Origin of the sequence: Nocardia sp. CS682 (assembly GCF_004634405.1) — a bacterium.
In the GTDB taxonomy this organism is placed as follows: Bacteria; Actinomycetota; Actinomycetes; order Mycobacteriales; family Mycobacteriaceae; genus Nocardia; species Nocardia ninae.
Map to the genome: position 1 here is coordinate 1545797 of NZ_CP029710.1, position 25610 is coordinate 1571406.

Annotated in this window: 30 protein-coding genes; 12 read left to right on the plus strand and 18 right to left on the minus strand. The window is 64.6% G+C overall.

Features of this window, described 5'->3' with window-relative positions; genetic code table 11:
* Window positions 1-60: 60 nt before the first annotated feature.
* Window positions 61-1692 carry an ABC-F family ATP-binding cassette domain-containing protein gene (locus DMB37_RS06590; protein WP_135231940.1) on the minus strand — a complete coding sequence of 544 codons (1632 nt, stop codon included), beginning with the start codon at window positions 1690-1692 and terminating at the stop codon, window positions 61-63.
* A 163-nt stretch (window positions 1693-1855) separates the two neighbouring features.
* On the opposite strand from DMB37_RS06590, the gene DMB37_RS06595 reads away from it, so the two are divergent.
* The 4 genes from DMB37_RS06595 to DMB37_RS06610 all read left to right on the plus strand — a co-directional run bounded on the left by DMB37_RS06595 (window position 1856) and on the right by DMB37_RS06610 (window position 5397).
* Window positions 1856-2620, plus strand: a complete 765-nt coding sequence (locus DMB37_RS06595) for an SDR family oxidoreductase (protein WP_135231941.1) — start codon at window positions 1856-1858, stop codon at window positions 2618-2620.
* A 51-nt stretch (window positions 2621-2671) separates the two neighbouring features.
* A complete protein-coding gene (locus DMB37_RS06600) occupies window positions 2672-3784 on the plus strand; it encodes a lycopene cyclase family protein (protein ID WP_135231942.1) in 1113 nt (370 codons plus the stop codon).
* Between the two features lie 88 nt (window positions 3785-3872).
* Complete coding sequence (locus DMB37_RS06605; protein WP_135231943.1) at window positions 3873-4808, plus strand: Ku protein; 936 nt, start codon at window positions 3873-3875, stop codon at window positions 4806-4808.
* Between the two features lie 34 nt (window positions 4809-4842).
* On the plus strand, window positions 4843-5397 hold the full coding sequence (locus DMB37_RS06610) for a GNAT family N-acetyltransferase (protein WP_107657838.1): 555 nt from the start codon (window positions 4843-4845) through the stop codon (window positions 5395-5397).
* A 7-nt stretch (window positions 5398-5404) separates the two neighbouring features.
* Here DMB37_RS06610 and DMB37_RS06615 read toward each other — a convergent pair whose 3' ends face one another.
* The gene (locus tag DMB37_RS06615) at window positions 5405-5782 is read right to left on the minus strand and encodes a nuclear transport factor 2 family protein (RefSeq protein ID WP_135231944.1); all 378 of its coding nucleotides are present in this window, start codon (window positions 5780-5782) and stop codon (window positions 5405-5407) included.
* Window positions 5783-5868: 86 nt separating this feature from the next.
* Here DMB37_RS06615 and DMB37_RS06620 point away from each other — a divergent pair, with 86 nt between their 5' ends.
* Window positions 5869-6681, plus strand: coding sequence for a helix-turn-helix domain-containing protein (locus tag DMB37_RS06620; RefSeq protein WP_240772270.1), 813 nt, complete (start codon window positions 5869-5871; stop codon window positions 6679-6681).
* A 4-nt stretch (window positions 6682-6685) separates the two neighbouring features.
* Here the strand turns inward: DMB37_RS06620 and DMB37_RS06625 are convergent, their stop codons facing one another.
* The 3 genes from DMB37_RS06625 to DMB37_RS06635 all read right to left on the minus strand — a co-directional run bounded on the left by DMB37_RS06625 (window position 6686) and on the right by DMB37_RS06635 (window position 8866).
* Window positions 6686-7300 carry a hypothetical protein gene (locus DMB37_RS06625; protein ID WP_206055204.1) on the minus strand — a complete coding sequence of 205 codons (615 nt, stop codon included), beginning with the start codon at window positions 7298-7300 and terminating at the stop codon, window positions 6686-6688.
* A gap of 45 nt (window positions 7301-7345) precedes the next feature.
* Window positions 7346-7816 carry a hypothetical protein gene (locus DMB37_RS06630; RefSeq protein ID WP_135231946.1) on the minus strand — a complete coding sequence of 157 codons (471 nt, stop codon included), beginning with the start codon at window positions 7814-7816 and terminating at the stop codon, window positions 7346-7348.
* A 183-nt stretch (window positions 7817-7999) separates the two neighbouring features.
* Window positions 8000-8866 carry a MetQ/NlpA family ABC transporter substrate-binding protein gene (locus tag DMB37_RS06635; RefSeq protein ID WP_135231947.1) on the minus strand — a complete coding sequence of 289 codons (867 nt, stop codon included), beginning with the start codon at window positions 8864-8866 and terminating at the stop codon, window positions 8000-8002.
* A gap of 132 nt (window positions 8867-8998) precedes the next feature.
* On the opposite strand from DMB37_RS06635, the gene DMB37_RS06640 reads away from it, so the two are divergent.
* Genes DMB37_RS06640 through DMB37_RS06650 form a run of 3 tightly spaced genes read left to right on the plus strand, consistent with a single transcriptional unit; the run spans window position 8999 to window position 11567 of the window.
* Window positions 8999-9874 (plus strand): MetQ/NlpA family ABC transporter substrate-binding protein, encoded by an 876-nt coding sequence (locus tag DMB37_RS06640; RefSeq protein WP_135231948.1) that lies wholly within the window; start codon window positions 8999-9001, stop codon window positions 9872-9874.
* A complete protein-coding gene (locus DMB37_RS06645) occupies window positions 9871-10893 on the plus strand; it encodes a methionine ABC transporter ATP-binding protein (protein ID WP_135231949.1) in 1023 nt (340 codons plus the stop codon). The genes DMB37_RS06640 and DMB37_RS06645 overlap by 4 nt, the downstream gene beginning before the upstream one ends.
* A gap of 11 nt (window positions 10894-10904) precedes the next feature.
* Entirely contained in the window at window positions 10905-11567 is a 663-nt protein-coding gene (locus DMB37_RS06650; RefSeq protein ID WP_135231950.1) for a methionine ABC transporter permease, read from the plus strand.
* A 48-nt stretch (window positions 11568-11615) separates the two neighbouring features.
* Here DMB37_RS06650 and DMB37_RS06655 read toward each other — a convergent pair whose 3' ends face one another.
* The 9 genes from DMB37_RS06655 to DMB37_RS06695 form a co-directional block, all read right to left on the minus strand.
* The gene (locus DMB37_RS06655; protein WP_167768762.1) at window positions 11616-12056 is read right to left on the minus strand and encodes a DUF4189 domain-containing protein; all 441 of its coding nucleotides are present in this window, start codon (window positions 12054-12056) and stop codon (window positions 11616-11618) included.
* A 155-nt stretch (window positions 12057-12211) separates the two neighbouring features.
* On the minus strand, window positions 12212-12631 hold the full coding sequence (locus tag DMB37_RS06660) for a DUF4189 domain-containing protein (RefSeq protein ID WP_135231952.1): 420 nt from the start codon (window positions 12629-12631) through the stop codon (window positions 12212-12214).
* 185 nt (window positions 12632-12816) lie between these two features.
* Window positions 12817-13596, minus strand: coding sequence for an ESX secretion-associated protein EspG (locus DMB37_RS06665; protein ID WP_135231953.1), 780 nt, complete (start codon window positions 13594-13596; stop codon window positions 12817-12819).
* The gene (locus tag DMB37_RS06670; RefSeq protein ID WP_135231954.1) at window positions 13589-14932 is read right to left on the minus strand and encodes a WXG100 family type VII secretion target; all 1344 of its coding nucleotides are present in this window, start codon (window positions 14930-14932) and stop codon (window positions 13589-13591) included. Before DMB37_RS06670 ends, DMB37_RS06665 begins: the two co-directional genes overlap by 8 nt.
* The gene (locus DMB37_RS06675; RefSeq protein WP_135231955.1) at window positions 14929-15303 is read right to left on the minus strand and encodes a hypothetical protein; all 375 of its coding nucleotides are present in this window, start codon (window positions 15301-15303) and stop codon (window positions 14929-14931) included. Before DMB37_RS06675 ends, DMB37_RS06670 begins: the two co-directional genes overlap by 4 nt.
* 15 nt (window positions 15304-15318) lie before the next feature.
* Complete coding sequence (locus tag DMB37_RS41885; protein WP_135231956.1) at window positions 15319-15900, minus strand: DUF3558 domain-containing protein; 582 nt, start codon at window positions 15898-15900, stop codon at window positions 15319-15321.
* 1448 nt (window positions 15901-17348) lie between these two features.
* The gene (locus DMB37_RS06685; protein WP_135231957.1) at window positions 17349-17858 is read right to left on the minus strand and encodes a DUF3558 family protein; all 510 of its coding nucleotides are present in this window, start codon (window positions 17856-17858) and stop codon (window positions 17349-17351) included.
* Window positions 17855-20311: a hypothetical protein gene (locus DMB37_RS40425; RefSeq protein WP_167768764.1), complete on the minus strand. Its 2457-nt coding sequence runs from the start codon at window positions 20309-20311 to the stop codon at window positions 17855-17857. The genes DMB37_RS06685 and DMB37_RS40425 overlap by 4 nt, the downstream gene beginning before the upstream one ends.
* Window positions 20304-20870: a hypothetical protein gene (locus DMB37_RS06695; RefSeq protein ID WP_135231958.1), complete on the minus strand. Its 567-nt coding sequence runs from the start codon at window positions 20868-20870 to the stop codon at window positions 20304-20306. Before DMB37_RS06695 ends, DMB37_RS40425 begins: the two co-directional genes overlap by 8 nt.
* A gap of 8 nt (window positions 20871-20878) precedes the next feature.
* Here DMB37_RS06695 and DMB37_RS06700 point away from each other — a divergent pair, with 8 nt between their 5' ends.
* The 4 genes from DMB37_RS06700 (at window position 20879) to DMB37_RS06715 (ending at window position 22529) form a co-directional block, all read left to right on the plus strand.
* Window positions 20879-21220, plus strand: a complete 342-nt coding sequence (locus DMB37_RS06700; RefSeq protein WP_240772492.1) for a DUF6301 family protein — start codon at window positions 20879-20881, stop codon at window positions 21218-21220.
* Window positions 21221-21285: 65 nt separating this feature from the next.
* Window positions 21286-21669, plus strand: coding sequence for a hypothetical protein (locus DMB37_RS06705; protein ID WP_206055206.1), 384 nt, complete (start codon window positions 21286-21288; stop codon window positions 21667-21669).
* A gap of 2 nt (window positions 21670-21671) precedes the next feature.
* Window positions 21672-22199, plus strand: a complete 528-nt coding sequence (locus DMB37_RS06710; RefSeq protein WP_135231961.1) for a DUF6301 family protein — start codon at window positions 21672-21674, stop codon at window positions 22197-22199.
* A 99-nt stretch (window positions 22200-22298) separates the two neighbouring features.
* Window positions 22299-22529: a hypothetical protein gene (locus tag DMB37_RS06715; RefSeq protein ID WP_135231962.1), complete on the plus strand. Its 231-nt coding sequence runs from the start codon at window positions 22299-22301 to the stop codon at window positions 22527-22529.
* Window positions 22530-22712: 183 nt separating this feature from the next.
* On the opposite strand, the gene DMB37_RS06720 is transcribed toward DMB37_RS06715, so the two are convergent.
* The 4 genes from DMB37_RS06720 to sufC are packed head-to-tail and all read right to left on the minus strand — an operon-like array spanning window position 22713 to window position 25593.
* Entirely contained in the window at window positions 22713-23081 is a 369-nt protein-coding gene (locus tag DMB37_RS06720; RefSeq protein WP_135231963.1) for a metal-sulfur cluster assembly factor, read from the minus strand.
* Window positions 23078-23557 (minus strand): Fe-S cluster assembly sulfur transfer protein SufU, encoded by a 480-nt coding sequence (gene sufU, locus DMB37_RS06725; protein ID WP_135231964.1) that lies wholly within the window; start codon window positions 23555-23557, stop codon window positions 23078-23080. Before sufU ends, DMB37_RS06720 begins: the two co-directional genes overlap by 4 nt.
* Before the next feature lie 3 nt (window positions 23558-23560).
* The gene (locus tag DMB37_RS06730; RefSeq protein WP_135231965.1) at window positions 23561-24814 is read right to left on the minus strand and encodes a cysteine desulfurase; all 1254 of its coding nucleotides are present in this window, start codon (window positions 24812-24814) and stop codon (window positions 23561-23563) included.
* Between the two features lie 2 nt (window positions 24815-24816).
* The gene (sufC, locus tag DMB37_RS06735) at window positions 24817-25593 is read right to left on the minus strand and encodes a Fe-S cluster assembly ATPase SufC (protein ID WP_135231966.1); all 777 of its coding nucleotides are present in this window, start codon (window positions 25591-25593) and stop codon (window positions 24817-24819) included.
* Window positions 25594-25610 lie beyond the last annotated feature (17 nt).

Sequence of the window (25610 nt, forward strand, 5' to 3'; positions counted from 1 at the left end):
GCAGCTCTTTCCAGGCTAAGCACTCGAGGGTCCGTGATCAACGGATTCTTGTGATGAAAGTCACGCAAGCTGAATAAGTTCCAAATATTCGGCGGACCAATGGTCTTCCGTACCGTCCGGTAGCAAGATCACGCGCTCCGGCGACAGGGCTTCCGCGGCGCCCGGGTCGTGGGTCACCAGGACGACCGCGCCCGCGTAAGTGCGCAGCGCGTCGAGTACTTGCTCGCGCGATACCGGATCCAGGTTGTTGGTCGGTTCGTCGAGCAGCAGCACGTTGGCGGCCGAGGAGACCAGTCCGGCCAGCGCGAGACGGGTCTTCTCACCACCGGAGAGCGTGCCCGCCGGCTGATCCAACTGGGGACCGGTGAACATGAACGCGCCGAGCAGGCTGCGCAGGTTCTGCTCGCCCGCGTCCGGCGCGGCGTGACGGATGTTCTCCCACACGGTGGCCTGGTCGTCGAGGGTGTCGTGCTCCTGCGCGAAGTAGCCGACCTTGAGGCCGTGGCCGGGCACCAGATTGCCCGCGGTCGGCTGCTCGACCCCGGCGAGCATGCGCAGCAGCGTGGTCTTGCCCGCACCGTTGAGGCCGAGCACCACGACCCGGCTGCCGCGGTCGATGGCGAGATCGACGCCGGTGAAGATCTCCAGCGAGCCGTAGACCTTGGTCAGGTTCTCCGCCATCAACGGCGTCTTGCCGCACGGGGCGGGTTCGGGGAACTTGATCCTGGCCACCTTGTCGGCGACGCGCACGTCGTCCAGCTCGGCGATCAACCGGTCGGCGCGCTTGGCCATGTTCTGTGCCGCAGTGGCTTTCGTGGCCTTGGCACCGAGCTTGGCGGCCTGCACGCGCAGCGCGCTCGCCTTCTTCTCGGCATTGGCGCGTTCGCGACGACGGCGCTGTTCGTCGGTGGCGCGGGCATCGAGGTACTTCTGCCAGCTCATGTTGTAGACGTCGGCCTCGCCGCGCACCGCGTCCAGGAACCACACCTTGTTCACCACGTCGCCGAGCAGTTCCACGTCGTGGCTGATCACGATCAGGCCGCCGTCGTGGTTCTGCAGGAAACCGCGCAGCCAGGTGATCGAGTCGGCGTCGAGGTGGTTGGTCGGCTCGTCCAGCAGCAGGATGGTGTCGGAGCGCCCGCCGCTGCCGTCGGAGGCGGCGAACAGGATGCGCGCCAACTCGATTCGACGACGCTGACCGCCGGACAGGGTGCGCAGCGCCTGCGCGAGCACCCGATCGGGCAGGCCGAGGCTGTTGCAGATGCGGGCGGCGTCGCTCTCGGCGACATAGCCGCCGAGCGCGGAGAAACGCTCCTCCAGGCGGCCGTACTTGCGGACCGCCTTGTCGCGTTCGGCCTCGTCGGCCACCTCGGCCATCAGCGCCTGCTGCTTCTCCATGTCGCGGATCAGTGTGTCCAGGCCGCGGGCCGAGAGCACCCGGTCGCGGGCGAGAATGTCGAGGTTGCCCTCCTTCGGATCCTGCGGCAGGTAGCCGATATCGCTGGAGCGCAAGATCTTTCCGGCATACGGCTCGCCCTCGCCCGCCAGGATGCGCAGCGTGGTGGTCTTGCCAGCACCGTTGCGCCCGACCAGTCCGATCCGGTCGCCGGACTGCACCCGCAGGGCCGGTCCGGGGGCCGACAGCAGGGTGCGGACTCCGGCCCGGACCTCCAGGTCGGTCGCGGTGATCACAGATTTCTCCTCGCGGATCAGTGGTGCTGGGCGGTAAGTACTCGATTGTGCGACGCCGATACGCACAAGAACCACCGATTTTACCTGGGTTCGGACACCGCTCTTACCCGCGGCGACTCGGGTGTGACGGCCGTAACTGAACCGCCGAGTAACCTGCCGTGGCATGAGTAACGATCTGTTGGGCAAGAGCGCTCTGGTGAGCGGGGCAAGTCGGGGTATCGGTAAGGCCGTCGCGGCGGAGCTGCTGAGCCGCGGCGCGAACGTGCTGATCACCGCGCGCAAGCAGGATCCGCTGGACGAGACCGCCGCCGAACTGCGGGCCCTCGGCCACCAGGGTGAAGTCGTGGCGCTGGCAGGCAACTCCGGACATCCCGAAGACCGCGCGGCCGCCATCGACCGGCTGATGGCCGAGTTCGGTTCGGTCGACATCCTGATCAACAACACCGGCATCAACCCCGTCTTCGGGTCGCTGATGGAGGCCGACCTGGACGCGGTGCGCAAGATCTTCGATGTGAACGTCGTCGCGGCGCTCGGCTACATCCAGCAGGCGTTCAAGGCGTGGATGGGCGAGCACGGCGGCGCGGTGGTCAATGTCGCCAGCGTCGCGGGCATCCGCTCGTCCGGCGTCATCGCCGCGTACGGGGCGTCGAAGGCTGCGCTGATCCGGCTCACCGACGAACTCGCCTGGCAGCTCGGGCCGAAGATCCGGGTGAACGCGGTCGCACCGGGTGTGATCAAGACGAAGTTCGCCGACGCGCTGTACGCCGAGGACGAGGAGCGGGCGGCGAGCGTCTACCCGATGAAGCGGCTCGGCACGCCGGAGGATGTGGCACGGCTGATCGGGTTCCTGGTCTCGGACGAGGCGGCGTGGATCACCGGGGAGACCGTGCGGGTGGACGGCGGCTTGCTGTCCACCGGCGGCATCTGAGCGGGCCGGAGCGCCGAGGACGGTGAGCCTGCACATGTCGAGGGCAGCGACGTGACGGCGGATGTCGTCGTTTGCGGACTCGGCCCGGCCGGCCGGGCGCTGGCGCATCGTTGCCTGGCCCGTGGGCTGTCGGTCACCGTGGTCGATCCCGCACCGGATCGGCGGTGGACGGCGACCTACGCGGCGTGGGCGGACGAGTTGCCCGGGTGGCTCCGGCCGACGGCCATCGCGGCGACGGTCGAGCGGCCGACGGCGTGGGGAACTCAGGCGCATCGCATCGAGCGGGCCTACGCCGTGCTCGATACGCACCGGTTGTGGGAGTCTCTCGAGCTGACCGGAGCCGAGGTCGTCGCGGATCGCGCGGTGGAGCTCACCGCAGGCACGGTGGCACTGGCCTCTGGCCGGCTGCTGAGGGCGCAACGGGTCATCGATGCGCGCGGCATTGCCCGCTCCCCCGCGTTGGCCGAGCAGACGGCCTACGGGCTCGTGCTCGATGCGCGGCGGTGCGCGGGACTCGCACCGCTGTTCATGGACTGGCGTACGGACAACGGCGCGCCCGAGGACGCGCCGCGGTCGTTTCTGTATGCGGTGCCGCTCGGCGGCGGCGAGATGCTGCTGGAGGAAACCTGCCTGGCCGGTCGGCCTGCGCTCGACGGCGCCGTGCTGCGCGAGCGGCTGGTGCACCGATTGCGTTCCCGCGGCATCGAACTCACCGGCGCCGAGCGGGTGGAGCGAGTTCGGTTCCCGGTCGAAGGCGGCAAGCCGGGGCGACACACCTTCGGCGCGGCCGGCGGCTTCGCGCATCCGGCTACCGGATACAGCGTGGCCGCCTCCCTCGCGGCGGCTGACGCCGTCGCGGCGGGAGCGGCGGTCTGGCCCGTGTCGGCCCGGGCCGTGTATCGACTGCGGGCCGCCGGTTTGCGGGCGTTGCTCACATTGCCGCCGACCGACCTCCCGGTTTTTTTCGACGCGTTCTTCGGCCTGCCGACTGCCGCGCAACGCGCGTATCTCTCGGGCCGTACCGACCTGAATGGCATGGTCAGCGCCATGCGGACGCTGTTCGTCGGGCTACCGCCGACACAGCGTCGGCGCGTCGCGGCCGCGACACTCGGGATGCCGATTCGCTCGCCTATTCGAATGCGTTCCGCCATCATGGAGGAATGAGTGGGCCTTACCGTCCAGCACTCAACCGTCCCGAGCCGCTGCCGCAGCGGCCCCGCGGACGAGGCACCCGCGTCGAGGGGATTCAGCAGTGAGGTCGATCTGGAAGGGCTCGATCGCGTTCGGGCTGGTGAATGTCCCGGTCAAGGTCTATACCGCGACCGAGGACCACGACATCCGATTCCATCAGGTGCACGCCAAGGATGGTGGTCGGATCAAATACGACCGGGTCTGCACGGTGTGCGGCAAGTCCGTGCAGTACGCCGACATCGATAAGGCGTATGAATCGCCCGATGGCGACAAGGTCATTCTGACCGACGAGGACTTCGCCAAACTGCCGGCCGCCGAGAAGCACGAGATCCCGGTGCTGCAGTTCGTCCCGAACGAGCAGATCGACCCGATCCTGTTCGACAAGAGCTACTACCTCGAGCCCGATTCCAGCACGCCCAAGGCCTATGTGCTGCTGGCGACGACGCTGGACCGCATCGACCGCACGGCGTTGGTGCACTTCACGCTGCGGCAGAAGACCAGGCTCGCGGCGCTGCGGGTGCGCGACGGCATGCTGGTGCTGCAGACGCTGCTGTGGCCCGACGAGGTGCGCGAGGTCGAGTTCGAATCCCTGGACGGGGTCGCCGAACCGAAGCCGCAAGAGATCAAGATGGCCGAGACGCTGGTCGAGACCATGTCCGACGATTTCGACCCGGATCAGTTCACCGACGAGTACCAGATCGAGCTCAAACGGCTGCTCGACGAGGCCATCGCCAGCGGCACCGGCAAAGTGCCCGAGCAACCGGAGGCCGCCCCCGCGGAGATGGACGCCGAGGTGGTCGACCTGGTCGCCGCGCTGCAGCGCAGCCTGGAGGCCAGTGGCCGACGCGCGGCGGGCAGCGGCGACGACAACGGCAAGGCCAAGCCGGCCAAGAAGGCGGCAGCCAAGAAGACCCCGGCCAAGAAGACGGCTGCGAAGAGCACCGCGAAGCCTGCGAAGAAGGCGGCCAAGAAGACCGCGGCGCGCAAGGGGGCCTAAGGGTACGACGGCTTCCGGCTGGCAAACTGTCGGCATGGATTCTGCCGTTGTGATCGTCCCGATGGGTCTCGGCCACCTGCGCCAGGTCCTCGATCTCGGTCACGAAGTCTTCGACGTCACCGCCAAGCCGTACACCTCGTGGTCGCTGACCTCGGTGGCCGAACACCTCGACAGCCCCGACAACGCCTGCTGGGTCGCGCTCGATTCGGACCGCGTGGTCGGTTTCGTGCTCGGGTCCATGGAATTCGAGAACCGCGACGACTGGGCCTATCTCGAATGGATCGCCGTCGCGCCGGACATGCAGGGCCACGGCATCGCCCGGCGGCTGGTCGACGTGTGCTCGGAGGCGTTGTTCGCGCGCGGTGCGCGGCGCATCGTCACCGATGTGGAAGACCGCAACACCGCCTCGACGGCACTGATGACCCGCAGCGGATTCACCCCTGCCGCCACGGTGACGCTGTTCGTCCGGCCGAACCCCAACGATCCCGATCCGGACTCCCAGCTCACTCCCGCCGCGATCGCCCCCGGCACCAAGCGCGCACTCATTCGCAGAGGCCGGCTGGCCGGGGACAACCGGATGGCGCGCTAGCGTTTTCTCAGAACATGCCGTTGGGGATCTGGTCCTCGTCCGGCACCGGCTGCAGCGCATGCCAGTGCTCGGTGATCATGCCGTCGACCAGTCGCCAGATGTCGACCACGGCCGCGCCGCGCGGGTCGTCCTGCGGAATCAGGTGGTAGTGCACGGCCACGTAGTCGTCGTCGGCGATCACCCGCTTGATGTCGAGCCGGGCCCCGGCGATCGGTGAGTTGGCGGTGAACTCCAGGAAAGCGTCTCTGCCGGAAGGGTTTCCAGGGGCATGCGCACGGAAGTCTTCGTGCAGCAGCGCACGCATGCCGTCGAGGTTGCCGTCGGCGAACTGCGCGAGACCGTGCAGGACGAGGTTCTTGTTGCGGGTGGCGAGGTCGTTTGTCATGCGGCCACCGTGGCAGTCGCGGTGGCGGGCTGTCGATTACCAGGGATGTAATGGCTGCCGGTCGCTCGGGTGGCGATACTGGGCGGGTGGATCAGGAGCATCGTCCGGTCGGTGAGCTGCTGCGCGAGTGGCGGCTGCAGCACGGGCTGAGTCAGCTCGAACTGTCCGTTCAGGCCGACATCTCGTCCCGGCACGTGAGTTTCGTCGAGACCGGGCGGACCGTACCCAGCGCGGTGATGGTCGAACGGTTCGCCGAGCATTTGAATGTTCCACTGCGTGAACGCAACCGGCTGTTGGTCGCGGCCGGGCACGCGCCGGTTTACCGGCATCGGTCGCCGGACGATCCCGAGTTGGCCCGGGCGCGCGACGCTGTGCGGCGGGTGCTCGATGTGCACGAGCCATTTCCCGCGTTGGCGGTCGACCGGCGGTGGAATCTGTTGTTCGCGAACACGGCCACCCGTGTCTTCTTCGACGGGGTGGATCCGATACTGCTGCGTGCGCCGATCAATATGATGCGGATCGGGCTGCATCCCAACGGTTTCGCGCGGCGACTATGCAACTTGGACCAGGTGCGCAGGTTCCTACTGCCGCGGCTGGCTCGCCAGGCCGGGCAGACCGGTGACGCCGAACTACGCGCCCTGTACGACGAATTGAGCTCGTACTATCCTGCGGGCGAGACGGTCCCGATCGATCCGGCGGAAGTCGCGCTGCCGATTCGGATTCGGCACGGCGGCGCCGAATTGTGTTTCTTCAACACGATCACCACCTTTGGTGCCGCGTTCGACATCACCCTCGATGAGATCGCGGTGGAGGCCTATTTCCCTTCCGACACGGTGACTTCCGACTATCTTCACGCGCTTGCCCAGGAGGGCGAACGGGTTGGCACGAACGGGTCCTGACAGGTCAGCCCGCCGCAGCCCGGCCTTGTTCGAAGAACGCCAGCAATTTCGCCGCGGTGTCGACTTCCGCGCGCTCGCGTAACGCGCCGAACGAGGCGTTCCAGAATTCTCCGGTGCGCGGGTTCCACGGACCGACATAGGCGTAGGGCGCCGGGTGGCTCGCATCGCCTGGTGAGACGCCGTAGTTCACCTCGCCGACGGAGCTGGACAGATCGAAGTGTTCCGGCCACAGCACCGGTGTGATATCCGGGGCCAGACATCGCAATGCCTTGTCCCCCAAGGCGAACCAATCACTGATCTGCCGTGCGGTCGCGGGATCGATGTCCAGCACGCTGTCGGGATCTACCCCCGTGGTGTCCTTGTACAGCTCCTTCGGGGCCTCCGGCTCGAATCCGGCCAGCTTCGCGACGTCCCGGTAGGTCCCGCGAAGCGGCGCCCGCCCCTCCGCCCACACCAACTCGGCGCCGATGACCGACACCGGCCACTGCACGCCGCCGAAGCCGTGGTGTACCGCGCGTAGCCGGATCGTTCCGTACTGCCGATACTGCGGTCCTGCGATCAACAACTCCGCCGCCGCGTGCAGGCCCAACCGCGTCCGCATATAACTCTGCTCGTCCACACCGGGCATCATTGCCGGTGTGGACGCGTCATGCAGGGGTTTCGGCTACGGCTGAGCCGCATCCTCGGGGATCGGGATCCCGAGGTAGGTGATGATTGCGTCGACGCCGCGCTTCAATCCCGACACGTCCTGCTTCAACCCCGACACGTCGCGTTCGAGGCCCGCCACCTGCCTCTGGGTGTCGAGGACGACTGGTTTCAAAGCAAATACGTCTCCTTTCAGACTCGAGACCTCGCGCCTGACAGTCGTGAACTCCTCTCGGACTTCCCGCTGGAATGTTCCCGTCTTCTCGCGGAACGTTTCCATTTCCTTCTGGAACGCACCAGCATCTCGACGAATGGAGCGTATGTCCGACTGCGATGTCCGGAATTCTCCCCGCAGTTCGCGAACTTCTCGCTGGATCTCCTCGACCCGACGATGAGTCTTCTTCACCTTCCTCTTCGTCTTGTAAATGGCGTCCTCGTACGCGAGCCGGTCCTCGTCCAGCAGTCTGTACTTGCTTTCCAGGTTGGACACACGTACCTCCACTGCTGGCAATGTCACTGTCATGTAGAGCCCCCTGTCGTCTCGAATGGAAGCCCCAGTGTAGGGCCGAGTACCGACAGAAAACCACTCGGAAATCGGGGCCAAACAACGCATTTGAGCGACACGCCCGCGAATCGCCGATCTCGCGACTTTTAGGAACGTTCGCAACTGGAACTACCTGCGAAACTTGGCTTCCAATTCCGCCGCAGCGGCCTGCAGATCCGCCGGATCGTTATTCTTGAAGATCCCTTCGTACCCGGTCTCCGCGCGCACCGCCGCCTCGACCTCCGGATCGTGGTACAGCCGAGCCAGTTGCAGCAGCGTCGGGTTGTCCTTGTCGGCGCTGCGCGCGGCGAAGATGTTGATGTACTGCTTCAGTTCCGGGCGCTCCGGGTCGTCGGTGTAGATCGTCTCGTTCTTCGTCAAACCGGCGGGCCTGGCGAAGGTGTCGTCGACGAAGGCGGCGTCGACGCTGCTGAGGGACTGCGCGGTCAACGTCGGGTCGATGGGGGTCAGCTGCACCTTCGACGCCGAGGTGTCCACGTCTTCCAGCTTCGAGTCCCATCCTGCGTTGCCCCGCAACACGATCAGGCCGGCTGCGGCCAGGGACAGCAGCGGGCGGACCTGGTTGGCCGGGTTGTTACTCAGGGTGATCTGACCGCCCTGCGGAATGTCGGCCACCGACTTGTGCTTTCGCGAGTACAGGGCCAACGGGAAGATCTCGGTCGCCCCGATCGGCACCAAGGTGTCGTTGTTGCGGGCGTTGTAGTTGGCCAGGTACCGCACGTGCTGAAACTTGTTGAGATCGATCCGGCGTTGCGCCAGTGCGGGGTTGGGCTGGTTGTAATCGGTGAAGTTGACGTACTCGACGGTGATGCCCTGCTCGGCGGCCTTCTTCTTGTACACGTCCCAATGCGGCAGTGCGACGTCGTTCACACCTATGCGAATCACGTCGTCGCGGTGTTCGGCGCCACAGGAAACCGAGGCGACGGCCAAGGCGGACAGGATCGGGATCAGCAGTAGTCGGTGCTTCAAGCGCATTGCGAGCAAACTAGATGGTCCACCGATGCTGTGAAATGGTTTCGCTCACCACAATTCAAACCGTTGTCTCCCCCGCTGCCGGATCGCTTGGATTACCGGGTTCATATCGCGACAAGCATTTCGGGAGCACGAGTGAAATTCCATCGGGTACTGGCGATCCCGGTCCTGGTAGCCACCGCGGCCCTCACCCTTACGGCGTGCGGTTCTGACGACAAGGCCTCCTCCGACACGGTAGTGCGGATCGGCACCACCGACAAGGACAAAGCCTGGGACGTCTTCGAGCAGCGGGCCAAGGACAAGGGCATCACGCTGAAGATCACCAACTTCTCCGATTACCAGCAGCCGAATCTCGCGCTCGCGCAGAAGCAGATCGATGTGAATCTGTTCCAGCACCTGCAGTTTCTCGGTGCCTACAACGTCGCGAACAGCGACACTCTGACGCCGATCGGGTCCACCTACATCGTGCCGCTGGGCCTGTATTCGAAGAAGCACAAGACCCTCGCGGATCTGCCGCAGGGCGCGGAGATCGCGATCCCGAACGACCCCACCAATCAGGCGCGGGCCCTGTTCGTATTGCAGGCGGCCGGCCTGCTGAAGCTCTCCTCGACCACCAACTCCCCCACCCCGGCCGACATCGACAAGGGTGCGTCCAAGGTCAAGGTGACGACCGTCGATGCCGCGCAGACCGCGCTGTCGCTCGCCTCGGTGGACGGCTCGATCGTCAACAATACTTTCCTCGAGCGCTCCGGCATCGACCCCAATTCAGCGCTGTACAAGGATGATCCGAAGAATCCGGCGGCCGAGCCGTACATCAACGCGCTGGTGACCAGGGCCGAGGACAAGAACAACCCGAAGCTGCTGCAGTTGGTCGAGCTCTGGCACGACCCCGAGGTGCAGCAGGCGCACCACGAGGTGACCAAGGGCACCGCCGTCGAGGTGCGGCGCACCGGTCCCGAGCTGGAACAGATTCTGCAGCGGGTGCAGCAGTCCATCCGCGACGGCAAGTGAGCAATCCGCCCGCCGTCGAGTTTCGTTCGGTCACCAAGGTTTTCGGCAAAGGCGCGGATGCTCAGGTCGCGCTCGACGATATCGATCTGCGGATCGAGCAGGGCGAGATCTTCGGCGTGATCGGCTATTCCGGCGCGGGCAAGAGCACCCTGGTCCGGTTGATCAACGCGCTGGAGAAGCCGACCAGCGGCACCATCGAGATCTCCGGCACCCCCATCACCGGGGTGCGGGAGCGCGAGGTGCGGCGGCTGCGCCGCGACATCGGCATGGTGTTCCAGCAGTTCAACCTGTTCCGATCCCGCACGGCCGCAGGCAATATCGAGTATCCGCTCAAGGTCGCGGGCTGGAAGCGGGCCGAACGCAAGGCGCGGGTCGCGGAACTGCTGGAGTTCGTCGGATTGTCCGACAAGGCCCGCAGCTACCCCGACCAGCTCTCCGGTGGGCAGAAACAGCGGGTCGGAATTGCCCGCGCCCTGGCGACTTCGCCGTCGCTGTTGCTCGCGGACGAGTCGACCTCGGCACTGGATCCGGAGACCACCGGTGAGGTGCTGCGGCTGCTGAAGAAGATCAACCGGGAGCTCGGCGTCACCATTGTGGTGATCACCCACGAGATGGATGTCATCCGCGCGGTGGCCGACCGGGTCGCCGTGCTCGCCGAGGGCCGGATCGTCGAACTCGCCAGCACCTTCGAGGTTTTCGCGACCCCGCAGGCGGCGCCGACGCAGTCGTTCGTGGCTACGGTGCTGCACAACCGGCCGTCCGAGGACGAACTGCGCAGGCTCGGTGAGCTGCACGGCGGCAGGCTCGTCACGGTCGATATCGACGACCGGCGCGGTATCGGCCAGGCCTTGGCTACTGCGGCATTGGCCGACGTGCGATTCGAGGTGGTGTACGGCGGCGTGAGCACGTTGCAGGACAAGACATTCGGCAGCGTCACGCTGGTGCTGCACGGGGACGACGAGGCGGTCGACAAGGTGATCGACGAGCTCGATCTGCTCGAAAAGACCCCTACGGACTGAAAGGAGTACCGATGCAGACGGATTGGGACAAACTCCGGCCGGTCCTGAACGAGGCGATCGGCACCACCATCTATCTGGTGCTGGTGGCGTTCGTGATCGGCGGACTGATCGGGCTCTTCCTCGGCACCATGCTTTACACCACCCGTAAGGGTGGGCTGCTGGCGAACGCGCCGATCAACGTGCTGCTCAACGTGGTAGTGAACGTGGTGCGGCCGATCCCGTTCATCATCCTGCTCGCGGCGCTCGGACCGGTGACGTTGCAGGTGGTCGGCACCACCATCGGCACCGAGGCCGCGGCGTTCGTGATGGTCGTCGCGGCGTCGTTCGCTATCGCCAGGATCGTGGAGCAGAACCTGGTTACGGTCGACCCCGGTGTGATCGAGGCGGCCAGGGCGGTCGGCGCCGGGCCGCTGCGAATCATCTTGACGCTGTTGATCCCCGAGGCGCTCGGACCGCTGATCCTCGGCTACACCTTCGTGGTGATCGGGATCGTCGACATGTCGGCGATGGCGGGCACCGTCGGTGGCGGCGGGCTCGGCGATTTCGCGTTGGTCTACGGCTATCAGCGATTCGATTGGCAGGTCACCCTGGTGGCGACCCTGGTCATCATCGCGGGGGTGCAGGGCATCCAGTTCGCCGGCAACTGGTTGGCCCGAAAAGCTCTGCGGCGCTGAACAGCTCGCTGAGTGTCCGGAGATTCGTCCGGACACTCAGCGGCGGGGTTATTCGGCGTTCGCGGTGCAGTGGGTGGTGCCGGCGATCCGCGCGGTGTTCGGTGCCGAACTGCCGAAATTCAGTGGCGGCGGGCCGAATGCGGCAATGGCCGCCCGCTCCGCCTCGGCCCGGGTGGCGCCCGTGCCGCCGAGGTAGCGGCCGTCGCGCTCGGCGATGGCACCGCATCCGTTGACGAATCGCACGATGATCGTGCAGTTCGTCGCGCCGTCCTCGCGGCAGTCCGCCAGCGCGGCCGCGTCGGCTTCCGCCCAGTTCGGGTAATCCCAAGCCGTCGAGACCGACGCGCCTCCCGAAGTCACCGAGATCGCCTTCGACCCGTAGAACGAGCCGTCGGAGCCGGGCTCGGCGGTGGCCGATCCCGCAGTCGCCGCGACGAAAGCCGCGGCCGCGAACAGGCCGAGGGCAGCCTTGCCCGATAGAAACATCATGATCCTCCCCGAGAAGAAATAGTTTCGGCTCAGAGCATGCGGCATCGCATCCGATATGTCCAAATATTTGACTACCTGTGGGCGGCTGAAATACCCAGGCCCACAGAGTCATTCGAAATGAAATCCTCGGGAACGGCCAACGGGCGTGACGAACGTCAGCTCGCGTTCTTCGTACACGAGGACAGCGCGATGCTCGCCGCCCGCGGCGAAGCGCTACCGAGATCAGGAAACGGCGGCGCACTGTCACCGAGCTGGGCGATAGCCAACCGCTCCGCCTCCGCCCGCGTCGGCGCGGAGTCGGCCGCGAACTGCCCATCGGCTCCCCGCGCCACCGCCGCACAACCATTCACGAACCGCACCATGATCTTGCAGTCCCACACCGCGCAATCCCTGATCGCCGCCGCATCCGCCGCCACCCGGCTCGGATGGTCGACCGCCTCGACAACCTTGCCGGCCCCCGGCGAGACAGCCAGCGTCCCATAGTAATTGCCCGCAGCTTGCGCCGAGCCCGCCACGGTGAGCGCTGCGGCGGATGTCAGCACCGCACCCAGCGCAGCCCTATTCAGAAGTGACACGATAATCCCCGTTTCGAGAAAGTTGACGCGACGCTGATCATCGCCGAGCACAGGCTCGGTGTCCAGTATGTCGTTGCGTCCCTTGGGGATCGCAGGACCGCAGCACGTGGTTGTCGACCTCGCCGCCCAGCGCACTATTGCCATTCGTTCTACGGATGACTGTTCCGTACCCTCAGGCGTTCCAACTACCGTGACTGCCGCAATGATTCGTCGTGCTCACGGTCTTCGCGGTAGTAACGCAGTGTGAGAGCGGCCAGTTGATTGATCTCCGCCGCCATGGCGTTGCCGTCCATCGGGCGGGCAACGATCGGATCGCCCGTTTTGACGTAGTAGCGGCCGTCCGGGTAGTCCATCCACCAGAAGGCGCGACCGAACGTCGGACGCGAGTCGACGGCGGCCCCCGGCGACACCGTGATCTCCCCGAGCCCGAGGCGCTCGCGCTTGAACAGGCGATCAAGCTGCTCGGTAAGGCCGAGTCGAGCCGACGACCGCATCGTCCGGTCCCGATCCGCCGCCACCTCGGCCCGGCGCACTTCGATCGGCGCGGCGGTGCCCGCCGACGTATCCGGCAGCGCGGCGACGAGCAGCGCAGCGGCGCCGCTTGCCGGGCCGTACCTCATGATGACATCGGACCCGGTGTCAGCGGCTCGCCCAGGAAGCTGCGTGAGGGTGGTCGCTGCCGAACCGTTGATCGCGGCGTGAAAACGTAAGGTACGCGCCAGATCGGGACCGTCGAATCCCTTCGACTCGATCCGCACCTCCGGCTCGAGCAACACCCCCAGCGCACGTTCCAGCTCGAGCGAATGCCTGCCGAGCAGCGCGTCGACGGCGGCTTCCCGCTGCCGCACGAGATCATCGAAATCAATCGCGTCCGGGCGGAATTGCAGCGGGTAAGGCAGCCGGTCCCGGCCATAGGCGGACAACAGCAGCTGGAACTCGAGACCGCTGAAGCGCCAATTAACCACCGTCACCACCGATTACCGGCGGGACCGCCTTCGGAAGCGAGTCCAAACCGGTGACCTCCTCACCATTTTCCCTGGTGATCAGATAGTCCTTGGTGCCGGAGGTCTGCTCCTCGTCCTTACGCTGACCCGCCGCACCCGGCGCCATACCACCCGGTGCTCCCGCCGTCCCCGGCCGCGCACTGCTCGTGTTGGACGCGGCGGCGGCCGCCGGGGTAACGCCGGGCTGCTGCGGTACGCCGGGGATGCTGCGTCCTGGATTCGGCTGCGCAGCGGGGGTGCCGGGCACTCCCGTGGGGCGACCCGAGGTCGTGCCGGGCGAACCTGGACTCGGGCGCGTCGGCGAGGTCGGCGTCCCCGTACCGGTCGGCGACGGGGTCGTGGTGCCCGGCATGTTCGTCGTGGGATTCGTACCGGTGGGCGCCTGCGTAGTCGGATTCGCCTGCGGCGTAGCGGGATTCGCCGCAGGAGAGGTCGTCGAAGCCGGTGTCGTCGAAGCCGGTGTCGTCGGCTCCGGATTCACCCCGGCCGGTTGCGTACCCGGCGTCGGGTCACCGGCTTCGGAAGGTTGGTTGCTCGGCTGACCGCTCGTTGCCTTGTCCGGCGCTGCGCTGGGGTCGCCATTGGAATCCGTTCCCTGCGGTCCGGAAGGCATCGGACCGGACGACGGCGTGACCGGCCCCTGCGAGTTGTTCACCAGGGTCGGCGCGGGCGGAATGATCGGCACACCGTGATCAGTCTGATTCGCCACCTGCCAATACACCGACTGCAGAATCCGCTTGGCCTCTTCCCTGGCTTCCTCGGCGGAATAGTCGCCCGCCTTCATGACGCCGTCCTGCGGAAGGGTCTTACCTTTGGGATCCGGCGCCTCGGTGACCCCGGGCATCAGCGTCTGCGTTTGATGAAGGCCGGTGTACATCTCGGTGAGCTTCAAATACAGCAGATGCGCTGCGGTAGTGAGCTCCCCCGCGCCCGCACTGTACTTCTGCACCGCCTCAGCGGCCTTGCTCGCCGCCTGCCCCGACCACCCACCGGCGATGGTCCGCTGCACGCTCGCATTGAACGTCTCGGTGGTATCCCGAAACGCAGTACCAATCTTGGACCACGCCTCAGCAGCCTGCAGAACGTTGCCCGGCTTCATCGCCGCCACCCGCTGAACCAAATCCTCCAGCGGCAGCGTCTCGAACAGCGCGAGATCCTCGTTCGTGATCTTGGGCGGCTCGAACCCGCCGTTGAACTGCTCGTTACCGATGTTCGTGACCGTATAGATGGCCGCACGGTCCTTGTTCCACTGCTCCTGCGCGGCAATGATTCTGGCTCGATACTCGTCGTAGGTCATGAGGGAAAGTCGATTCCGGCGAGGTTGGCGGCGTTGGATTGGTCGACGGAGTGGTAGTTCTCGATGGCTTTGGCGAAGACTTGCTTCATGAGCATCACTTCGTTGATGTGCTCTTTGATCCGGTTCTGGATCGAATCCTCCCCAGTCGAGCCCTTCAGCGTGAACTTCGCTTGTAGCACCTCACCAGAAGGGAATCCACCAAATCCGGTGACATAACCGACATCTTGTGTCATCTCCAGGATGCTCTCGAGGTTCGCCAGGTTCCGGTCACAGTCCTGTGCCAGCCCGTTACCAACAGCAGGATCCAGGACTAGCTCGCCCGCGTTAGCGGAGTTCAGCAGGCCCTGCCAGTGTGATGAGCTCTCAGTCATGGTTCCCCCTAGCAACTATGGCAAATACTTGGCCAGATCAGTGGCATGCCTTACGGCCACGGTGCAGGGCTCCTCTTGACGCGGTTCGCTATACCGACCGAGCGCGTCGAAAGCGACAGTTCCTCCGGGAACCTCAACAGCAACAGTGCAGCTAAGGTGTTCCGGATCCCCCGCTCGTCCAAACTGCAGCGCAGGCCGATTTCCAACTGTCATGGACTTGAACTCGTTGAAATCCTGCCGCGCCCGTACATCTTTCAACGACGGAGGTCCGCTCAGGATGCCGAGGCTGTACCACCCCGCCTGCGCACGCCAACGGCATACTTTCCATCCGTCGAACTCGACTCCCGCGGCACCCGTCTTCTTGCTGTCCGGGTCCATCCCGGTCGCTCGCAAAGCATCCGACGAGAGGGAGCAAGGATCCCAGGGGGCAGTGTCCTTGGCAGGCGACGTCTGTGCCGACGTACCGGCGCCGACCGATGTACTCGTAGCACCAGCACTGGTAGGAGTGCCATTCGAACTGTCCTGACAACCCCCAAGCACCATCACAACGCCAACAGCAAGCCCCACAGCGCGGCCAACATTCCCCCTGCTAGTCATCGCACCCTTCCCAAACCAGAGTTCACCACTGGAACGTCCCAGTTGAGCCTGGACAATCTGGACTCCCCCGCGACCTGCCCAAACCCTACCGCCCGCCAACAACCACCCGCAACGACCACCAACTACCTCCTCGCGAAGCACCACCCGTGCGAAGTGCTGGTCAGGGCCGCACCGGCGGTGTCGCGGTCAGCGCCCGATCGAGCAGAGTCATATGGTCGCCGAGAGATCTCGGCCAACGACCATACGACTCTGCTCGGTTCGTATCCCCAGCGGGTGCGTTGTGCACAAGGAAGCTGTTTCGGCTGGTGGAGCGACGGCGTGGGTGCTGCGTTGGGTGATGCTGAGGTGCATGCGGGCACAGTTGAAAGGGTTGCGGGACGGGCAGGTCGGGGTATTTACCGCGGCGCAGGTTTTGGGCGAGTACACGCGGGCGGAGCTGCGGGCTCGGGTGTTGCGCGGTGAGTGGGTGCGGGTCTTTCATGGCGTCTATCGAGAGGCCGCCACGTCGCCGGTGGCGCAGCTCCGTGTCGAAGCGGCGCGCCTGTCAATGGGGTTGCCGACCCTCATCGCCGGATACGACACGGCCGCCGAGTTGCATGGCTTTTCCGTAATCGACAGTGCAGCGACACGTGGTCGGGAGGCAGCGGTCTCGGCCGAAACAGCCGGTGGTGCACGAGGATCGGGTCGACTCCGTGGACCTGGAGTTGGTCAAGGGCACGTTGACGACCAGTCCGGTGCGAACCGCGGTCGATCTGACGCGGACGCTCAATCGTTTGGACGCATTGGCGACGCTGGACGCCACACTCCGGGCAAGACCTTCGTCTGGACGCGTGAGCCACCCGCTGGAATTTTCACGACGGGCAATGGACGAAGAAGTCACGCGTCACCGCGGACGCCGCGGCCTTCGGCAGGCGGTCGAGCTGATCGAACTTGCGGACGGGCGGGCCGAGTCCCCGATGGAGTCACGGACACGGCTGCGATGCATCGACGCCGGCTTGCCGTACCCGGAGCCGCAAGTAGAGGTTTCGACTCCCAGCGGACTTCGGCGCGTGGATCTGGGTTGGCGAAAATTCCGAGTAGGTCTGGAATACGACAGCGCCACCTGGCATTCCGGCCTACATGCAGCCGCACGAGACACCGCCCGCCACAATAGTCTCACCACCCAGGGCTGGACGGTCTTCTACGCAACCGCCCTCGACGTCCTCCACCACCCACACCTCTTCACGGAACCCATCAGGGCCATGCTCGGTCGGGCAGCAGGCCATGGTCCGCAACCTGCTTGCCGAGGTTCCATCGCCGCGAGTCAAACGGTCGCTAGTTGATCATGAGCGACAACCATTTGACCTGTTCATACAACGCTGGGCGTCGACGAGAGTTCACGCCAGAAAGCGACGCGGGCGGGCCGACGCCGACATTTGTTGTGGGAGAAGTGGTCTGAGTCGCCGACCTCAGACGCCCGGCGGGAGGAGTGGTACAAGCTCTTCAGCGAGGGTGGTGACCGTTGGGCACGCCTCGATCGCAGACCTGGGCGCAAGATCGAGCGTCAACGTCCCACCTGTCATTTCGATATACAAGAGACAGAATCTCTTCTCTAGCGGTAGAGATTGAATCCTCGCAGCGCGTCCGGCGATTTGAACCGATTGCAGTGTATGCGGTTCCAGCCGAGAGACTTGACTCAGCGGCGAGTTGGTGACCAAAATGCCGAGGTCGTAATCCTGGCCGCGGTAAAAGCATCCCCAATACACGTAACCGTCGACCATATTGTCGCCGAACTCCGGCTTACTGTCGAGATGATTATTCGCCAAGAACGCGGGAGGCATCTCGCGACACGGGTTGAACACTTCCTCGAACAGGTACTTCGTCGAACTGGTATCGGCCGGCGCCTTCTCGCTCGTGCAGCTGACCAGAGGTGCACACAGCAAAGCGGCGCAAGCCATCGCACGCAGCATGGCCTTCACTTCGGAGGCTCCGGAAGTTCGCCGGTCAACAGATAGTTCATATCTCCGGGTCGCTTAACTGTGCCCACAAAAGATGCAAAAGCATGTTTGCTGGCATAATCTTCCGGGTAGCCGAGCAGATTTCGTTCACTGAGAAGCTGATTGAACTTTGCCTCTGCCGGAGTGCCGATGAACAAAGTAGCGTCGTAAGGCTTGCCATCTGGCCCGACAAACTCTTCCGGCAGTCGCCCGTTAGCATGCAACGTGTCGAGCAACTGTTGAGTGATCTGTTGATGGGCTTCGGCAGTCTCCTTGCCGTCTTGGGGATACCTGGGATACTCCCTTTCCGGCTCAGGGTTGAACTTCTCCATGGCGGCGTCATATCCCGCGTCCTTGGCGACCTCGAGGACTTGGTTACCGACGACACTGATCGGCGTCCGACCGGGAACCTCCAAGTTGTCCAACGTCAGCGATTTGACGATATCGCCGACTTTCTGTCGCATCTCATATGTGTCTTGCTTCGCGTTGAACAACTCCTCATTTGTCTTCTCTGCCTGAAATATGAGCGCATTTACCGAGGCGTAGCTGATTCGCCCGTCCAAAGTAGCGAGATGAGAAGCATTCTTCTCCAGCCATTGCTTCGGGTCCGCCGCACCTTCAGTGACTGCACGGTTCAACATATCGGCTTCGTACGCCTGTCGGGCAAACTCGAGATTGAACCTGCTACTCTCGGATTGGCTGGCCAGGAACAGGAGCCGGTCAGCCTCCAGCCCCCGCAGGGCGACGTTGTGCTGGATCCCTGGCACCATGGGATCGTCAACAATCCTCGTTTGCGTCGCATTCGGGTTAAGGAAAGTCTCCATGTTATTAGCCAGAACATGCGATAGCCCATCAGCGAGCTTCGGGTTGGTGACGAATGCCTTTGCATTCTCCTCGAAGATCGTACTGCTCTCCCCCTCCTTCAGCTTCGCACCCGAATCGTCTTGCTCCTCCGGCGCGAACACATTAGGCAACTCCGCCAACGCTTGCTTGGCCAGCACCCCATCCTGCCCCGGCTTATCCGTACCCTCCGCGATCCACTCATACAGTCCCGCAGCGGTCTTGCCGTCATCAGCCCACTCATGCCGGAAGATCGACGCCGTGAACTTGTCCCGATCAAAGGGCTCCGGGTTATAGCGATCATCCCCTGCCCCGAAGGACAGATCAGCTGGAATGTCCTGCCCGGTAATGGGATCCTTCCCCGTCAGTAGTGCATAACTGGATTCAGTGTTGCGCGTGCTCGTTTCGAGGAACTGCCGACTGGCGTTCTCCACCTTGTCGAGATCGCCTTGGTTGAAACCCGGTGGATAACCGTTCCAGTCCCTGTTGCCGTATTCGACGTACTCGGCGAGGCTGGCGCTCTGCCTACCCAGTTCGATCCCCATGGTCTGGCCGGGCTCGTAGCCGGGGTTGGCTTGGGTCAGCAGTTCCGCAAGAGCGGCTTGTTGGAGCATCTGATCACGGACCGGCAGCTGTCCGTCGATCACCATGTCGTCGCGCTCCTCGAAACGACCGGAGATCAGCTCACGTAGACCGTCGGGAAGATTGGCGTAAGAACCCTTCTTGTCGCCGGAGCCGACGCGCTCGTTCGACACCACCATCAGCGAGTTGGCGAGGTTGTCGCGCTTCAGCGCCGCCACGGGGTCGCCGGCTTGTTCGCGGGCTGCGAGGCGTTCGTTCAACGCGAGGATGCCGTCCTTGCCCGCTTCCTGATACAGCGCCTTGTAGTAGTCCTGCACGCTGGCGGGAACTGTGCTGACCTCTTCACCGGCAGCCAGTCGCCGCAATTCCTCGGGGCTGAGTACGTGTTCGGGCATATCGCCGGCGATCTGGTCGAGCAGCGCCATGTCCCTGGTGCGGGCCGCTTCCGACAATGCCTTGCCGTCTTGACGACCGAAACGGGAGGCCTGGTTGTCTGCATCGGCGACGTCGAGACTCGAGCCGAGCAGGTCGCCGGCCGACCGGATTTCCAGTGCTTGGTCGCCGACCTGCTTGGCCAGGTTCTCGACGGCGTCGCGGAACGGGAAGAACGCGCCGTTGAGGGATTCCTGGTGTGCGCGAATGACATCGGCTTCGACGCCTTCTTTGTCCAGCACCTTCCAGGCATCGTCGACAATCAACTGGGCTGCTCGCGCATCGTTCAACCGCGCCAGCAGGGTGGCGTGATACGCCGCTATCGTGCCGGCACCGTTGGTCGCGATATCGATCAGCTCATCGATCTCGTATCCGAGCTTCTTGCCCTGCTCGTGGTCCTGACCGACCCGGTTGTACGCGGCGTCGTAAGCGACGCCCTGCCAGTCCTGGCGGACTTCGTCGAAGTGGCGGCGGGCGAAATCCAGCCGCTCCATCATGAGTGTCCGCGACTGACCGAGCTGGGTGACCCACGCCGTGAGTGCGCCGAGATCCCATCGTTCGACCTCGCCGGGGCTAAGCACGGTGCACATCCATGCCGTGCAGCAGGTCGGCGAATTGGGTGTCGCTGACCTGGAGATTATTGGCCGCGTCCGTGGATTTGTTCGCGACGTCGCGCATCCGTTCGGCGACGCGCAGGTACGCGCCCTCGACGAACTCGGCCGCCAATTCGATGGCGCGTGGAATGTCAGATCCAGGCAGGGCCGCATTCAATCCCGCGGCCCCGGTACGGACGTCGATATCGTCGATCTCCGTGCCCACTCGCGCCAGTTTGTCTGCCATGGCACGGATCTGGTCTATGTCAGCTTTTAACAAACCCCCGACCCCTCTGCTCAGCGAACTGGCTTGGATCGTAACAGGATTGGGGCACAGCCCGACATAACGGAGCTCGGTCCGCCGGTGACAAAACGGCCGCTTCGATGGCCCTGCCTCCAGGGCCATCGAAGCGGCCTTTCGTAGCGCGGTGCGGTCAGACGGTGAACCCGAGGGCGCGGAGCTGTTCGCGACCGACAGGCCGTAGACCAGGTCCCGCTCGACCACGTTGATGCGAGTTCGGCTGGCAGGTACAAAGTCTCGAGCCACGGTCCGCCATCCTTGATGTCGGTTTCGGGATGGCGAGCGGCGGCGTCCAGGGTCGTGACGGGCGGGCGGAGGTGATCGAGGTGGCCGTAACCGCGAGAGCAACCAGAGATGCCACAGGTCGAGCGTTGCTGCGCGACTCGTTCTCCCGACTGGCTTCGGCACTTACCGATGCGCTGGGCGAACCTTCGAGTCAACTTCCAGGTGAAATTCCTGAGATTCGATGGGCTGGTGAAGAAACGACCCTACAACTGGTGAGCTTGCCAACAACAGTTCGACTGTTCCTGGTGACCAACGCGTGGCTGGCACTCCATGATGCAACTGTGGAACTGCAGGAACGGGGAAGGATATGACCAGTTGGGCAGAGTTCGCCGACGGCCTCACTGAGCATCTGGCCACGTTGCCTGCCGGTGCCGTAGTGATCATCGGCGAGGTGGAGCATCGGAACGATCGGCGGCGGTTTGCGCAGTTCCGTCAGCTCGACAACATGATCTGGGCCGAACTAGTCGGTGACAGCTGGTTGGAACCGGACGTGCGAGCGGGTGATGCCGGCAGGAGGTTGATTGCCGAGGCGGGCTGGCAGGAACCAGATGCCGACCACTGCAACAACTGGTGGTACGAACTGCCTTGGCCAGCGAACTCGGATGGCTACCAACGACTCGCGGCGAGGATCGCGACAGGGCTGCGGGACGCCTACGGGATATTGGACCCGAAGAAGTTGGTATACCAGGCGTGGAACGACCGCGACGGCAACCGCGAAATCGACCTGCCGCTCATCGGATCTGTCAGACAGGAGAATTGACAATGACCGATCTCGATGTGAGTGGTGGCAGCTCGGCGGCCGGGTGGCGCGAATTGGGTGACGCAGAGCTAGTTGATGTCGCTGACAAGCTGCGATCGCTGGTCTGGTCGTGGCGGATGGACAACCTCATGCGGTTGTTGGTGGTATTCGGCTGGCAGGATCCGATTTTCAAGTCTCCTGATTGGGTCCGGTTCGACTCCGGACTCGGGCCCGGCACCTGCGATGTCATGGGCCGCGATGGCGAGGCGGAACGCATTGAGGTCGCGGTGACCACCCTCGCCGCCGATGACGCTGCCGGTCGGGCGGGGGTGCATGATGCGTTCGCCCGTATGACTACCGCGCTGACAGCAACACTGGGCGAGCCGAGCGCGCGGATCGCGGACGTGATTCCCGAGATCCGATGGAGTGGTGAAGAGACCACTCTGCTGTTGACGGATCTGTTGCTAATGGTGCGACTGCGCTTGGTGACCAACACATGGCTCGCGGAATACGACGAGGCGAACGGAGTGCAGGGTCAGAGCACGATCTGACAGGTCTTGCTGTGGGTTCGCCGATGACGAGGAGCGGATTAAATCGGTCTCGCCCCACCATCCGACGGCCGACTGCAATCCGCACACGCGAAGGGACGAATGATGGCGCTCTACGCGGAGATTCAGAAGCTGGGCGAAGACAGCGGGCAGGTCCGGTATGGATACACCGATGTCGAGGGCGTGCAGCGGACTTTGCTGCTGGACAAAGCGGCGGAGACGATCATCCTTGAAAGCGGTTCGGAGGACATGCTTTATCGAGCCGTGGCACGGAAGATTGCGGCAGCATGGTTGAACGGCTTGGTGCCCGACCACATGATCGTGCAGTCGTAACGCGGCCGCGGCCACCAGGCGGCAAGACATTGTCGGAGGCCGTACGCATCAACAGAATTGGCACGCAGATGCCTCACCGAGGGCGATCAAAATATAGCATCGGCAATAACGAAAACGGCCGCCTCGATGACGACCCCTGTTACCAAGGGCGCCTCGATCGGCGGCCGTTCGTAGTGCGTGCGGTCAGACGGTGAACCCGAGGGCGCGAAGCTGTTCGCGACCATCTTCGGTGATCTTGTCCGGCCCCCACGGCGGCATCCACACCCAGTTGATCTTGAGATCATCGACGAGCCCGCTGCGGACCAGCGCGTTGCGGGATTGGTCTTCGATGACGTCGGTGAGGGGGCAGGCGGCGGAGGTGAGGGTCATGTCGAGGATGGCGACCTCGTCCTGCACGGACAGGCCGTAGACCAGGCCGAGGTCGACGACATTGATGCCGAGTTCGGGGTCGACGACGTCGCGCATCGCCTCCTCGAGGTCCTCCAGGCGCTTGATGTCTTCGGCGGACAGCTCGACCTGTTCGGCTGTCTCGGTTGCCGGTGTTTCTGTCATGGCTGGTCCCCGTTTCCCATTGAACGCTTTGCCTCTTCTGCCGAGGTTATCCGGACCACCGCGTCTTTGAACGCCATCCACCCGAGCAATGCGCACTTCACCCGCGCGGGGTATTTGGAGACGCCGACGAAGGCGATGCCGTCGCCGATCATGTCCTCGTCACCCTCGATGGTGCCGCGGCTGGAGATCATCTCGTTGTAGGAGTCGACCACCTTCAGTGCCTGCTGCACGGGCAGGCCGATCACCTGGTCGGTGAGGACCGAGGTGGCGGCCTGGCTGATCGAGCAGCCCTGGCCGTCGTAGGAGACGTCGGCGATGTCACCCTTGTCGTCGAGCTGGACGCGCAGGGTGACCTCGTCGCCGCAGGTCGGGTTCACGTGGTGCACTTCGGCACCGAACGGCTCCCGCAGCCCGCGGTGGTGCGGGTGCTTGTAGTGGTCCAGGATTACTTCCTGGTACATCTGCTCCATGCGCATGTCTTATGCAACTCCGAAGAAGCTCTGAGCCTTCCGCACGGCCGCGACCAGTGCGTCGACCTCGTCGAGGGTGTTGTAGGCGGCGAACGAGGCGCGGGCGGTGGCGGGCACGCCCAACCGGCGCATCAGCGGCCACGCGCAGTGGTGGCCGACCCGCACCGCGACACCTTCGTCATCGAGAATCTGCCCGACATCATGGGCGTGGATGCCGTCCACCACGAACGACACCGCACCACCGCGGTCGACGTTGTTGGTGGGCCCGACGATCCGCACGCCGTCGATCGCACCCAGACCGGTCAGCGCGGCCTCGACCAACGCGTGTTCGTGGTCCGCGACGGCCTGCATGCCGAGCGCTTCGAGATACCGCACCGCGGCACCGAGCCCGACCACCTGCGAGGTCATCGGCACGCCCGCCTCGAACCGCTGCGGCGGGGCGGCGTAGGTGCTGCCCTCCATGGTGACGGTCTCGATCATCGAGCCACCGGTGATGAACGGCGGGGTCTGCGCGAGAATCGCGCGACGGCCGTACAGCACGCCGACACCGGACGGACCGAACATCTTGTGTCCGGAGAACGCGGCGAAATCGACGCCGAGCGCGCGGAAGTCCACCGGCATGTGCGGCACCGACTGGCAGGCGTCGAGCACGGTCAGCGCGCCGACCGCCTTGGCGCGGCGCACCATTTCGGCGACATCGGTGATGGCACCGGTCACGTTGGACTGGTGGGTGAACGCGACAACCTTTGTGGCGGGCGACAATTCGAGCGAATCGAGGTCGATCCGGCCGTCGTCGGTCACGCCGTACCACTTGAGGGTCGCGCCGGTGCGACGCGCAAGCTCTTGCCACGGAACGAGATTCGCGTGGTGTTCGAGCTCGGTTATGACGATCTCGTCGCCCGGTCCCACGTGGTACGGGAACCGGTCGTCGGCGAACGAGTAGGTCACCAGGTTCAGCGACTCGGTCGCGTTCTTGGTGAACACGATCTCGTCGGCGTCCACCCCGACGAACCGGCCGATGACGGCGCGCGCGTCCTCGTAGGCGTCGGTCGCCTCCTCGGCGAGCTGATGCGCGCCGCGGTGCACCGCCGAGTTGTGCGTGGTCAGGAACTCACGTTCCGCGTCGAGCACGGCGAGCGGTCGCTGCGAGGTGGCGCCGGAGTCCAGGTACACCAACGGTTTCCCGTCCCGAACCGTGCGGCTCAGGATCGGGAAGTCGGCCCGGATGCGGGCCACGTCGAGTGCGGGGACCGTGGCGGTCATAGTCAGGCTCCTGCGGTCGCAGACTGAGTGAAGCGGACGTAACCGTTGGCGTCGAGTTCGTCGGCCAGCTCCGAGCCGCCCTCGGCGACGATGCGGCCTGCCACGAAGACGTGCACGAACTCCGGCTGGATGTAGCGCAGGATGCGGGTGTAGTGCGTGATCAGCAGCACGCCACCGTTCTCGCGCTCCTTGTAGCGGTTCACGCCCTCGGAGACGATGCGCAGCGCGTCGACGTCCAGGCCGGAGTCGGTCTCGTCCAGGATGGCGATCTTCGGCTTGAGCAGGCCGAGCTGCAGGATCTCGTGCCGCTTCTTCTCGCCGCCGGAGAAGCCCTCGTTGACGTTGCGCTCGGCGAAGGCCGGGTCGATCTCCAGCTCGGCCATCGACTCCTTGACCTCCTTGACCCAGTGCCGCAGCTTGGGCGCCTCGCCGCGCACGGCGGTGGCGGCGGTCCGCAGGAAGTTGGAGGTGGAGACGCCGGGGACCTCGACCGGGTACTGCATGGCCAGGAACAGGCCCGCGCGCGCACGCTCGTCGACCGACATCGCGAGGACGTCCTCGCCGTCGAGGGTGATCGAGCCGGAGGTCACCGTGTACTTGGGGTGACCGGCGATCGCGTACGACAGGGTCGACTTGCCGGAGCCGTTGGGGCCCATGATGGCGTGCGTCTCACCGGACTTGATGGTGAGGTTCACGCCCTTCAGGATCTTGATGGGCTCGCCGGACTCGTCCGGGTTGGCGACCTCGACGTGCAGGTCCTTGATCTCCAGGGTGGTCATCGAATTCGAGTTCCTTT

Coding starts and splice junctions, on each gene's coding strand:
- DMB37_RS06595 (WP_135231941.1), top strand. CDS start 1,856: ATGAGTAACGATCTGTTGGGCAAGAGCGCTCTGGTGAGCGGGGCAAGT.
- DMB37_RS06610 (WP_107657838.1), top strand. CDS start 4,843: ATGGATTCTGCCGTTGTGATCGTCCCGATGGGTCTCGGCCACCTGCGC.
- DMB37_RS06615 (WP_135231944.1), bottom strand. CDS start 5,782: ATGACAAACGACCTCGCCACCCGCAACAAGAACCTCGTCCTGCACGGT.
- DMB37_RS06635 (WP_135231947.1), bottom strand. CDS start 8,866: ATGCGCTTGAAGCACCGACTACTGCTGATCCCGATCCTGTCCGCCTTG.
- DMB37_RS06650 (WP_135231950.1), top strand. CDS start 10,905: ATGCAGACGGATTGGGACAAACTCCGGCCGGTCCTGAACGAGGCGATC.
- DMB37_RS06655 (WP_167768762.1), bottom strand. CDS start 12,056: ATGATGTTTCTATCGGGCAAGGCTGCCCTCGGCCTGTTCGCGGCCGCG.
- DMB37_RS06670 (WP_135231954.1), bottom strand. CDS start 14,932: ATGACCTACGACGAGTATCGAGCCAGAATCATTGCCGCGCAGGAGCAG.
- DMB37_RS06675 (WP_135231955.1), bottom strand. CDS start 15,303: ATGACTGAGAGCTCATCACACTGGCAGGGCCTGCTGAACTCCGCTAAC.
- DMB37_RS41885 (WP_135231956.1), bottom strand. CDS start 15,900: ATGACTAGCAGGGGGAATGTTGGCCGCGCTGTGGGGCTTGCTGTTGGC.
- DMB37_RS06710 (WP_135231961.1), top strand. CDS start 21,672: ATGACCGATCTCGATGTGAGTGGTGGCAGCTCGGCGGCCGGGTGGCGC.
- DMB37_RS06715 (WP_135231962.1), top strand. CDS start 22,299: ATGATGGCGCTCTACGCGGAGATTCAGAAGCTGGGCGAAGACAGCGGG.
- DMB37_RS06720 (WP_135231963.1), bottom strand. CDS start 23,081: ATGACAGAAACACCGGCAACCGAGACAGCCGAACAGGTCGAGCTGTCC.
- sufU (WP_135231964.1), bottom strand. CDS start 23,557: ATGCGCATGGAGCAGATGTACCAGGAAGTAATCCTGGACCACTACAAG.
- DMB37_RS06730 (WP_135231965.1), bottom strand. CDS start 24,814: ATGACCGCCACGGTCCCCGCACTCGACGTGGCCCGCATCCGGGCCGAC.
- sufC (WP_135231966.1), bottom strand. CDS start 25,593: ATGACCACCCTGGAGATCAAGGACCTGCACGTCGAGGTCGCCAACCCG.